The sequence below is a fragment of the Acinetobacter sp. ACNIH3 genome (genome assembly GCF_002918965.1).
Lineage (GTDB): Bacteria > Pseudomonadota > Gammaproteobacteria > Pseudomonadales > Moraxellaceae > Acinetobacter > Acinetobacter schindleri.
This window is the reverse complement of sequence record NZ_PQLP01000066.1, coordinates 1-9,589: the sequence shown is the minus strand read 5'-3', so window position 1 is coordinate 9,589 and position 9,589 is coordinate 1. Positions and strand designations below refer to the sequence as shown.

Annotated in this window: 12 protein-coding genes and 1 pseudogene; 10 read left to right on the top strand and 3 right to left on the bottom strand. The window is 36.1% G+C overall.

Annotated features, from left to right (window positions below; translation table 11 throughout):
• Positions 1 to 319 precede the first annotated feature (319 nt).
• Positions 320 to 673, bottom strand: a complete 354-nt coding sequence (locus C3420_RS15575; RefSeq protein ID WP_004282120.1) for a plasmid mobilization protein — start codon at positions 671 to 673, stop codon at positions 320 to 322.
• A gap of 306 nt (positions 674 to 979) precedes the next feature.
• Between C3420_RS15575 and C3420_RS15570 the strand changes: the two genes are divergently transcribed.
• The 4 genes from C3420_RS15570 (at position 980) to C3420_RS17430 (ending at position 3,544) form a co-directional block, all read left to right on the top strand.
• Positions 980 to 1,321 carry a hypothetical protein gene (locus C3420_RS15570; RefSeq protein WP_039902700.1) on the top strand — a complete coding sequence of 114 codons (342 nt, stop codon included), beginning with the start codon at positions 980 to 982 and terminating at the stop codon, positions 1,319 to 1,321.
• 555 nt (positions 1,322 to 1,876) lie between these two features.
• A complete protein-coding gene (repM, locus tag C3420_RS15565) occupies positions 1,877 to 2,833 on the top strand; it encodes a replication initiation protein RepM (RefSeq protein WP_004282117.1) in 957 nt (318 codons plus the stop codon).
• Positions 2,826 to 3,380 carry a plasmid replication DNA-binding protein gene (locus tag C3420_RS15560; RefSeq protein ID WP_004282116.1) on the top strand — a complete coding sequence of 185 codons (555 nt, stop codon included), beginning with the start codon at positions 2,826 to 2,828 and terminating at the stop codon, positions 3,378 to 3,380. Before repM ends, C3420_RS15560 begins: the two co-directional genes overlap by 8 nt.
• A 20-nt stretch (positions 3,381 to 3,400) precedes the next feature.
• On the top strand, positions 3,401 to 3,544 hold the full coding sequence (locus C3420_RS17430) for a hypothetical protein (protein WP_171054347.1): 144 nt from the start codon (positions 3,401 to 3,403) through the stop codon (positions 3,542 to 3,544).
• 206 nt (positions 3,545 to 3,750) lie between these two features.
• Here C3420_RS17430 and C3420_RS15555 read toward each other — a convergent pair whose 3' ends face one another.
• A complete protein-coding gene (locus tag C3420_RS15555) occupies positions 3,751 to 4,101 on the bottom strand; it encodes a DUF3147 family protein (RefSeq protein ID WP_004644745.1) in 351 nt (116 codons plus the stop codon).
• A gap of 190 nt (positions 4,102 to 4,291) precedes the next feature.
• On the opposite strand from C3420_RS15555, the gene C3420_RS15550 reads away from it, so the two are divergent.
• From C3420_RS15550 to C3420_RS15535, 4 genes are all read left to right on the top strand, one after another.
• Positions 4,292 to 5,218 carry a chromate resistance protein ChrB domain-containing protein gene (locus C3420_RS15550; RefSeq protein ID WP_005098232.1) on the top strand — a complete coding sequence of 309 codons (927 nt, stop codon included), beginning with the start codon at positions 4,292 to 4,294 and terminating at the stop codon, positions 5,216 to 5,218.
• The gene (chrA, locus tag C3420_RS15545) at positions 5,215 to 6,564 is read left to right on the top strand and encodes a chromate efflux transporter (protein ID WP_005098231.1); all 1,350 of its coding nucleotides are present in this window, start codon (positions 5,215 to 5,217) and stop codon (positions 6,562 to 6,564) included. The genes C3420_RS15550 and chrA overlap by 4 nt, the downstream gene beginning before the upstream one ends.
• 211 nt (positions 6,565 to 6,775) lie before the next feature.
• Entirely contained in the window at positions 6,776 to 7,072 is a 297-nt protein-coding gene (locus C3420_RS15540; protein WP_005175534.1) for a type II toxin-antitoxin system RelE/ParE family toxin, read from the top strand.
• Position 7,073: 1 nt separating this feature from the next.
• The gene (locus C3420_RS15535) at positions 7,074 to 7,364 is read left to right on the top strand and encodes an addiction module antidote protein (RefSeq protein ID WP_060875721.1); all 291 of its coding nucleotides are present in this window, start codon (positions 7,074 to 7,076) and stop codon (positions 7,362 to 7,364) included.
• A 154-nt stretch (positions 7,365 to 7,518) separates the two neighbouring features.
• On the opposite strand, the gene C3420_RS15530 is transcribed toward C3420_RS15535, so the two are convergent.
• Positions 7,519 to 8,496, bottom strand: a complete 978-nt coding sequence (locus C3420_RS15530) for a TerC family protein (protein WP_004761028.1) — start codon at positions 8,494 to 8,496, stop codon at positions 7,519 to 7,521.
• 636 nt (positions 8,497 to 9,132) lie between these two features.
• On the opposite strand from C3420_RS15530, the gene C3420_RS15525 reads away from it, so the two are divergent.
• A complete protein-coding gene (locus C3420_RS15525; protein WP_044110686.1) occupies positions 9,133 to 9,489 on the top strand; it encodes a type II toxin-antitoxin system RelE/ParE family toxin in 357 nt (118 codons plus the stop codon).
• A pseudogene (locus C3420_RS15520) lies at positions 9,482 to 9,589 on the top strand (transcriptional regulator); the annotation flags it as partial. The gene C3420_RS15525 and the pseudogene C3420_RS15520, both read left to right, overlap by 8 nt.

The window sequence follows — 9,589 nt, the reverse complement described above, 5'->3', positions numbered from 1 at the left end:
CTTAGAGTGTTATAGTTTTTCTAGCTAAGCCTGCACTATATAGGTGCTATTTCACTTATAAGTAATCCAAAAATATATGATTCTTTAATAGATAATTTTAAGTTTTTTCTAAAATTAACATAATACACCTTATACGAAAGGCCCTATTCACGGGCCTTTTGATCATCTGATTAACATAAAATCTCATATACGAAATTCGGGTGTTAGAACCCATTAAAAGTGTACTCATCAGTACACTTTGAAATTTTGATATAAAAAATTTAACATGAAATCTCATATACGAAATTCCGTTGTAAGCCTCAAATAGAAATGTCCTGTCTTAAAATTTGATCGTGGATCTGACTTTTGAAATGAACAAATCAATCGAATTTTGATTCCTGGAAAAGTCTAGCAGTAAGCCATTGACCCTAGATCTGATTTCTTTCGGATCTGTTAACTCACCACTCATGAGATTTTTCAGCAAACCGCCCACTTTATTCAAATCTGCTTTCAGGCTGCGGATCTCCTGGATGTTTTTTACATCCGTTAGGCTTTTCGGCTGATAGCCAAGTCCAAGATCACGCAAATATTGAGAAGCAGATAAATTTCCCATTGCAGCAGACTCTTCTATTTGCTTTTTCTCAGCTTCAGTGACAACTACTTGTATTACTTTTTGGCGTATCCGTTTCGGCATTTTTTCTAATTTCTACTGTATTTTGGCTATGCCAACAGCTCCGCAGGACAAGATGAACCGTTGAGCTGAATAGCGAATAAGGGGGTAATTTATATAACTAAGGCTTGCCATGTTATATAACATTACACATCTTGCCAATATCACTGAAAGTTCAATTGCACATAAACGCATATAATTGCACATCAAAATGAATAAAAACCATTTAAAAGCTTATAGTTGCAGATAATTTCATATAAAATCGTATAAAAGCTCTTAATTGCATATAGTTGCACATAATTGCATGAATTAAAGAAAGAGGAAGTCATTATGGTCACCAGACATGGCGCTAAAAAATTCATCATCTCTGTATTACCTAAAATAGAAAAACGGCTAGAAGCTGGTTATACAATTAAGGAAATCCACGCTGATTTACCTGAACTAGCGAACAATATTTCTTACAGTTCAGTTTTGCGAAATTTGAATAAAATGGGAATGAGTGAAAAAAAGGTACATCTACATAAAATAGAAAAATTAGAGTCTCAGGATATGATTCCTACTTCTAATGAAAAAATGAAAATGACGAATGCAGAAAGAAATACAGAAAAATTGAAGACTAAAAAACCTGTTTTTTCTTATGACCCTCATACAAAAGGTAAAGATTTTATCTAATTACTATAAAACTTAGCTTTTAAATGCACTCATTTGCGATTTAAGCTCAAATTCACATAGGAAGGTACAGAACGAGTGTCTACGAGTGAAATCGCTGAAATTCGCGCTTAGACCCTCTGAAAAACAGCTTTTTAGGCTGTGAAGTCTAAATAAGCGTAAATTACATGCAGAAAATTGAGTCTAGATCGAGCGCAGCGAGTAAAAAAGCTCTATGAGCGAAGCGAATCCATCGTGCTTTTGCTTTTTATTGAAGTCACAACGAGATGAGCCAAAAAATTGCCCCGACGAATCGAGCGAAAGCGAGATTCAATAGAGTTTGAGCGTAGCGAAAACCAAGGGCAATTTTTCACTCCTTGGGCTTTTAATTATTTTAAAGTTTTTAAATGCTTTTAGACTCTCTGAAAGCATTTGCTTGCAAGGCTTTCAAGGTTAATAAGACTACAATTTCTTTGTCATAAGACTACAATTTCTTTGTCATAAGACTACAATTTCTTTGCATTTGATTACATCGAATGCTAATGTAGTCTTAATAACACTTATAACCTATGCAGTCTTATGAAAAATGACTTAGTAGTAAAAGATAATGCCTTAATTAATGCCAGTTATAATCTCGAAGTAACCGAGCAACGGCTTATCCTTTTATCAATAATAAGAGCAAGAGAAACAGGCCAAGGGATCTCATCCGACAGTAAATTAGAAATCCATGCTTCTGATTATGCTTCTCGCTTTGATGTCACCAAAGAAGCTGCGTATAACGCTCTAAAAAATGCAGTTAATAATCTTTTTGAAAGAAAGTTCTCTTTTAAGGAAATTCATAAAGATACAAACAAAGAAATTGTAGTCAAATCCCGCTGGGTTAGCCGAATTGCATATGTTGATGACCTTGCTACATTAGAAGTTACCTTTGCACCAGATGTTGTTCCTCTTATTACAAGATTGGAAAAGCACTTTACAAGCTATCAACTTAAACAGGTTGCCCAACTAACTAGCAAATATGCTATTCGTCTATATGAGTTTCTAATTGCTTGGAGAGACGTAGGAAAAACACCTGTTATTCCTTTATCTGAGTTCAGAGAAAAATTAGGACTTGATATTAATGAATATCAAAAAATGATTAATTTTAAAAGTCGTGTTTTAGAACCAGCCATAAAGCAAATTAATGAGCTCACTGATATACATGTAAAATATGAACAGTACAAAACAGGAAGATCTATCTCAGCCTTATCATTCACTTTCAAGCATAAAAAAATTGATTCTATACCTTCAGAAAGAGACCCCAATACGGTAGATATCTTTACCCAAATGACTGATGCACAACGTCACATGTTTGCAAATAAGCTTTCAGAGCTACCAGAAATGGGGCGGTATTCCCAAGGAACTGAAAGCTATCCGCAATTTGCTATTCGTATTGCAGAGATGCTGCAAAACCCTGATCGAATAAAAGAACTATACCCGTACCTGAAAAAAGTGGGATATATGCCATCAAGTAAAAAGGATGTAGTAAATGGCTAAGTTATCACTAAGTGAAGTATCTAATCGCTTTAACGTCAGTCGCTCTACGTTATATAGGGCCATAAAAGAAGGACGTATATCCCGAAGCGCTGATGGACTTTTTGATATTGCAGAAGTCATCCGATGCTTTGGAGAGCCAATCAAAAAGCATGAACAAAAACAAGAAGTGAATCAATCTAAGGATGATGCGGATTTACGTCAGCTTGTTGATTTCATGAAAAAAGAAATTGAGTCATACAAAGATCGAGAAAAACGCTATTTAGATCAAATAGACCGCTTTCAACTACTATTAGGGCATAAAGAGTCTGAAGAAAAAATGTCTCATGACGCACCAGTGACACATTCTAATGATGCACCATGCGACAACAGTAGAGAAACAAGTGAAACTATTGATAATAATAAATATAGTGAAATTAATATATCTCATGAAACACCAGTGACACCCCCCAATGAAACACCACAACACGTATCAAAGACACACGATGAGACAAAGAAAAAACGTGGCTTATTTGGCCGTGTACTGAATGCTGTTTTTGATCATGACTGAGCAATCAAGAGAGAGAGATCATGCTGAAACTGAAAGACATTGCCCTGGGAATTATTGTGGCCCCGCTGCTGATCCCGATCATGCTAATTGCATCGTACCAGGATAAAAAGGCACTCAAAAAAGAGCTGGATGAACGCCAAAAAGAAAAAGACCAAGCTTCCTGATTATTCACCTGGGCTTATCAAAGCCGTGGAACTTTGCTCAATAAGTAAGCGTGGAACATGAATAATCAATAAAAAGCCGTTCTGGTGCCCTAATGTCCAGAACGGCTTACTTTAATATAATGATATTTAAAGAGAAATTTCAAGCATTTCGTATAAGGTGTATTATGTTAATTTTAGAAAAACTAACATTCATGCCCCTAGTTCATTTACAGCAAATCAATACCGAAATGGTGCAATATAGCTGCCCATGCAAGAAAAAGAAGAATGGTCATTACGTAGCAAATGGCTAGAGATAGCCAAAATCCATAACGCTGATAAAGTATTGGGAATGCTAAAAACATAGGTAATGTCGGTACTACATACCAAAAGGTATACCAAGCATGATTTGAAATTTTCTGCGGGTCTTGATTCTCAAGTTTCATCCATATCAGCACAAGTATCGTTACGATAGGTAAGGCTGCAATCAATCCGCCTAGACGGTCACTACGTTTAGCAACTTCTGAAATAAGTATGACCATTCCAGCAGTTAGAGCGTACTTAGCAATAAGCCAGACCATGTGCATTTCCTAGATGAGTAGATTTATAAAGTTCTATTTTACAAACTGCTAAGTTATAAGCATCTGTTGAATTTACTATTAAAGGATAGAAAAATCTTTTATGACTTTTACATATATTCTTATTAAAGGAAAACTATTTTTAATCCTTTAAAATTGTTATAAGATAAACAAAATTTGTTGATTTTATAACATGAAAATATCATTACTGATCTCATCACTTCCCAGTCAAAGCACAACCGCAAGAATGCGAATTTGGCGTTCATTAAAGTCAAATGGTGCAGCAACTTTAAGAGATGGTGTTTACCTCTTACCCGAAGCACATTCTGAAAAATTCGAGTCTGTTGTTCATGATCATCTTAATGAACATGGGCATGCCTATATCTTTCAGACTGAACCTCCTGCACATTTAGACCTTGCTCAACTTTTCGACAGGACTGGAGAATATGAAGAACTGAGAACTGAAATTTCACAAATACAAAATACGCTTGAGGAAAATAAGAAAAAAGAACATCTCAAACAGATTCGAAAATTAAGAAAAAACCTCAATTCACTGATAGAAATAGATTTTTTCCCAAATACTCATCAAAGCAAAACACTGAATGAACTCACCCGATTAGAACAAGTTATTGCCCGGTTAGGTGAATACGATGAACCCAATAATTTTGAACAGCAATTAAAAGTCCTATGCAAGCAAGATTTTCAAAATAAAATCTGGGCAACCAGAAAGCGTCCTTGGGTTGACCGTTTGGCATCGGCATGGATCATTCAGAAATTTGTAGACCCTCAGGCAAAATTTATTTGGTTAGAGCATCCCAATGATTGCCCCAAAGATACCTTAGGTTTTGATTTTGATGATGCCCAATTTACCCATATCAATCATCTAGTCACTTTTGAAGTGTTAATGCATAGCTTTGAATTACAAACCCCTGCTTTAAATAAAATCGCTGAAATTGTTCATTTTTTAGATGTTGGGGGAAATGAGCCTGCCGAAGCCTTAGGCATTGAAAAAATCTTGCAAGGCTTAAGAAGCACGATCACAGATGATGATCAATTACTCCATCTTTCAAACCATATTTTTGATGGCTTATATGCAGACTTTCAAAGGAATTTAACATGAATAATAAGTCATCTTTAATAGATGAAACAGAAATTGAATCTATCAGCTTTTGGCAAGCATTCAAATTTTGGTTAAAACTGGGATTCATTAGCTTTGGTGGCCCTGCCGGGCAAATCGCTGTTATGCACCAAGAGTTAGTTGAAGAAAAAAAATGGATTTCAGAACAGCGTTTTATGCACGCATTGAATTATTGCATGCTCTTACCCGGCCCCGAAGCTCAACAACTTGCAACTTATATTGGCTGGTTAATGCATAAAACCAAAGGTGGCATCGTTGCAGGGGTTTTATTTGTTCTACCTTCTCTTTTTATCCTCATTGGGCTGTCTTGGGTCTATGTGAAATATGGCGACGTCCCGATCATTGCCGGTTTGTTTTATGGCATTAAGCCCGCAGTTGCCGCAATTGTATTTCATGCCACGTATCGTATTGGCAGTCGTTCATTAAAGAATAAATTTCTATGGGCGATTGCAGTTATCGCTTTTCTTGCAATATTTATTTTTAATATTCCTTTCCCTTTAATCGTTTTATGTGCAGCGATATCGGGTTATTTGGTCGGTAAAAAGTATCCTGATTTATTTAAGCTAAATGCACATCAGTCCAGTCAAAAATCCTATGGACGTGCAATTATTGATGATGATACCCCTACACCTGAACATGCTGTTTTTAAATGGTCTCATCTGATCAAAATAACTGTAATTTCAGCACTTTTATGGGCAATTCCACTCATCTCTTTAACAGCAGTTTTGGGATGGAGTCATTCTTATACTCAACTGGCTTGGTTCTTTACTAAAGCTGCACTTCTGACATTTGGTGGTGCTTATGCTGTTCTGCCTTACGTTTATCAAGGCGCTGTCGGTTTTTATCACTGGCTCACCCCAACTCAAATGATCGATGGTTTAGCCCTAGGTGAAAGTACTCCCGGCCCATTGATCATGGTGGTGGCTTTTGTCGGCTTCTTAGCAGCTTATAACCATTCGCTGTTGGGTGCTGAACATCAATTTATTGCAGGTGCATTAGGTGCAATCATCGTCACGTGGTTTACTTTTATTTTCTCATTTTTCTTTATCTTAGCCGGAGCACCTGTTATAGAGTCCACACACAATCAAATTAAATTTACTGCCCCTTTAACCGCCATTACCGCTGCCGTGGTGGGCGTAATTTTAAATTTGGCACTCTTTTTATGTTACCACGTGCTTTGGCCACAGGGTTTTGAAGGGAATTTTGATTATATCTCTGCCATTATTGCAATTTTAGCTGTAGTCGCATTATTTAAATTTAATCAAAGTGTGCTCAGAGTCATCATCGGTTCTGCTTTAGTGGGTTTAACGATTAAAATTTTACTATAAAGAATGAACACTAGAGGTATGGATAAAAAATCTATGCTTCTTTTGACACGATTCAAGGTATCTTCTTTCATATAAAAAATTAAAGAATATTCCACTAAATCACTCCCCATTTAACATAATGGCTGTTATACGAAATTAATGGATGTCCGTATAGACTACTTGCATATTGTATTCGATCGAATACAATATAGTGAGAAGATAAGGAATTCTCATGATTGAAATTAAACGTCTGCCAGAATTTGATGAATGGTTAGATGGCATTAAAGACAATATGACCCGTATTCGTCTGAATCGTAGATTAGATAAGGTTCAACGTGGAAATTGGGGAGACATTAAGCCTCTCCAAGATGGCGTTTGGGAAATGAGAGAATTCTTCGGTGCTGGATGGAGAATGTATTACATCCAGCATGGTGACGTAGTGATTGTAATGCTTGGTGGAGGAGATAAATCGACTCAACAACAAGACATCGATCGTGCAGTCAAATTATCGAAAACATTGGAGGATTAAAATGGTTAAAGTCGCTGATTTACCAAGTTTTGATATGGCTGAGTCACTCAAAACTGAAGAAGACATTGTGATGTATCTCAATATGGTTCTTGAAGATAATGATCCAGCTGAATTAGCCCATGCACTTGGTGTTATTGCTAAAGCTCGTGGCATGACTCAAATTGCTAAAGAAGCAGGGATTGGGCGTGAGGCACTCTACAAAGCCCTACGTCATGATTCAGCACCACGTTTTGATACGATTAATCGTGTAGTAAATGCGTTAGGCTTAAAACTCACTGTACAACACGCCTAAAACTTTAAAAAATATAGTAAAAATGGGAGCTAAAGGCTCCCATTTTTAGATTCGTATAACGTGTATTATGTTAATTTTAGGAAAACTTATAATCAGAATAATTAACAGCCACTGTTTTATTGGTAGCTATTAATTATTTAAAGGATTGTAATTTTTACCTATGAGTACTTTGATCTTTTGTTTTCCAAAGAGAGTATAGAATTCCTGTAAACAAGATGATGAACGTGATCGAAAGGGAGACTGGCGGTGGAATTTTTGCTATACCTAATCCATCAGCTATAAAAATTTTTGATCCAATAAAGACTAACAATACTGCTAATGCGTACTTCAAATAATGGAAGCGGTCGACCATTGCTGATAGGGCAAAATATAAAGCACGTAATCCCAAAATTGCGAAAATATTTGAAGTATAAACAATAAATGGATCTGTCGTAATCGCAAAAATCGCAGGAACACTATCTATTGCAAAGATCAGATCTACAAATTCAATCATGATCAAGGCTAGAAAAAGTGGTGTCATAAACCAGGTTAATTGGTTAGTTTTTGGATCAATCTTTTTCACCCAGAACTTCTCTGCATGAAGCTGCTCAGTGACACGAAATCTTTTTTTAATAAAGTTCAAAATAGGAGAATTTCCGACTTCATATTCTTTATCAACACTTAGCCACATTTTTATCCCTGTAAAAATAAGAAAGGCTGCAAATATATAAAGAACCCATGAAAATTGGCTGACCAGTGTTGCGCCCACGCCAATCATGATAGCTCTTAGAAAAATTACACCTATAATTCCCCAAAATAAGACTCTATGCTGATAAATTCTTGGTATCGAGAAATATGAAAAAATCATTGCAATGACAAAGATATTATCCATCGCTAATGATTTTTCAATTACAAAACCGGTTACATAGTTAATCCCTGCCGTGGGTCCGAGATACCACCACACCCATGCGCCGAAAAGTAAACCTAATGTAATATAAAATGCTGATAGTGCTAAGCTTTCTTTAACACCAATCTCTCTTACCTTACGATGAAATACTCCAAGATCTAGAATAAGCAGGACAAGTACAATAAGGATAAAGAAAATCCACATCCAAACAGGTTTATCTAAAAAATTCGAAAATAGAACGTCCATAGTTTTCCTCTGCTTATACTTGTGCTTATATGAGAAGATATGCTCATTATCAATAATACTTGTCAATATTTATTACATATAAAGATATATTCAGAATTCATAAATCCCCCATTTAACATAATGGCCGTTATACGAAATGCATATTTTAAACACATAAAAATCAAATACTTGTGTTATAGTGATAATGCTCGACGATGTCGAAAAGCTGACTTGGAAACAAGTCGGCTTTTTTATGATCGTTTTTGATAGTTCTTGCCAATAAATTTGTTTAAAAAGTAATCAATTTTGAGATTTTTCAAATTTTATCAATGCCTCAATGTCCAAAATTATCCACATTTTTTGTGGATAAAATTTAGGCTATTTTGTACGCCTGGGCTTACGTAAATTCCGGTTCTTTACGGCTGTCCAGGAGAGGTGAATTTTCCTATGATGAAGCCATAGAGAACAGGAAGTTCCATATAAGAATAACAATAGATAAGCACAAGGACTGTAAGGTAGGACAGGAGTTATACCGAGCGAACCAATACGAAAAACCCCGGCAGGATGCCGGGGTTTTTTATTTCCTATCCTTTCTCATTTGCAAAACAAACATAATGCTCCTAAAATATAGACTATAATCTATATTTTGGTTGTGGTATGTGGACAGTCATTACGACAGATCTATTTAATCAGTGGCTTGAACAACAAGAGGAATCGACACAAGAGAAGGTCCTAGCTGCCCTGGTTGTTCTACAGCAGCAGGGACCGAGTTTAGGCCGTCCTTTAGTAGATACTGTGTATGAGTCTAAATTTACCAATATGAAAGAACTGCGTGTTCAACATCGCGGTAGACCCTTAAGAGCTTTCTTCGCATTTGATCCCTTACGACAGGCTATTGTTCTATGTATTGCTGATAAAGGCGGTAAAAAGCGTTTTTATAAAGACATGCTGGATATTGCAGATGAACAATACCAACTTCATCTCACTACCCTAGGAGATAAATCTAATGGCTAAGACTCTGCAAGAATTGTTAGCTAGCCGCTCTCCAGAGAGCCAAGCCCGTATTCAAAAAATGGCAGATGAATTACTGCTAGAAAATCAGCTTCATCTTATT

Bases quoted from the DNA above. Each gene is read 5' to 3' on its own strand.
- C3420_RS15550 (WP_005098232.1), top strand. From the start codon at position 4,292: ATGAAAATATCATTACTGATCTCATCACTTCCCAGTCAAAGCACAACC.
- C3420_RS15570 (WP_039902700.1), top strand. From the start codon at position 980: ATGGTCACCAGACATGGCGCTAAAAAATTCATCATCTCTGTATTACCT.
- C3420_RS15555 (WP_004644745.1), bottom strand. From the start codon at position 4,101: ATGGTCTGGCTTATTGCTAAGTACGCTCTAACTGCTGGAATGGTCATA.
- C3420_RS15525 (WP_044110686.1), top strand. From the start codon at position 9,133: ATGTGGACAGTCATTACGACAGATCTATTTAATCAGTGGCTTGAACAA.
- C3420_RS15560 (WP_004282116.1), top strand. From the start codon at position 2,826: ATGGCTAAGTTATCACTAAGTGAAGTATCTAATCGCTTTAACGTCAGT.
- C3420_RS17430 (WP_171054347.1), top strand. From the start codon at position 3,401: ATGCTGAAACTGAAAGACATTGCCCTGGGAATTATTGTGGCCCCGCTG.
- repM (WP_004282117.1), top strand. From the start codon at position 1,877: ATGAAAAATGACTTAGTAGTAAAAGATAATGCCTTAATTAATGCCAGT.
- C3420_RS15540 (WP_005175534.1), top strand. From the start codon at position 6,776: ATGATTGAAATTAAACGTCTGCCAGAATTTGATGAATGGTTAGATGGC.
- C3420_RS15575 (WP_004282120.1), bottom strand. From the start codon at position 673: ATGCCGAAACGGATACGCCAAAAAGTAATACAAGTAGTTGTCACTGAA.
- chrA (WP_005098231.1), top strand. From the start codon at position 5,215: ATGAATAATAAGTCATCTTTAATAGATGAAACAGAAATTGAATCTATC.
- C3420_RS15535 (WP_060875721.1), top strand. From the start codon at position 7,074: ATGGTTAAAGTCGCTGATTTACCAAGTTTTGATATGGCTGAGTCACTC.
- C3420_RS15530 (WP_004761028.1), bottom strand. From the start codon at position 8,496: ATGGACGTTCTATTTTCGAATTTTTTAGATAAACCTGTTTGGATGTGG.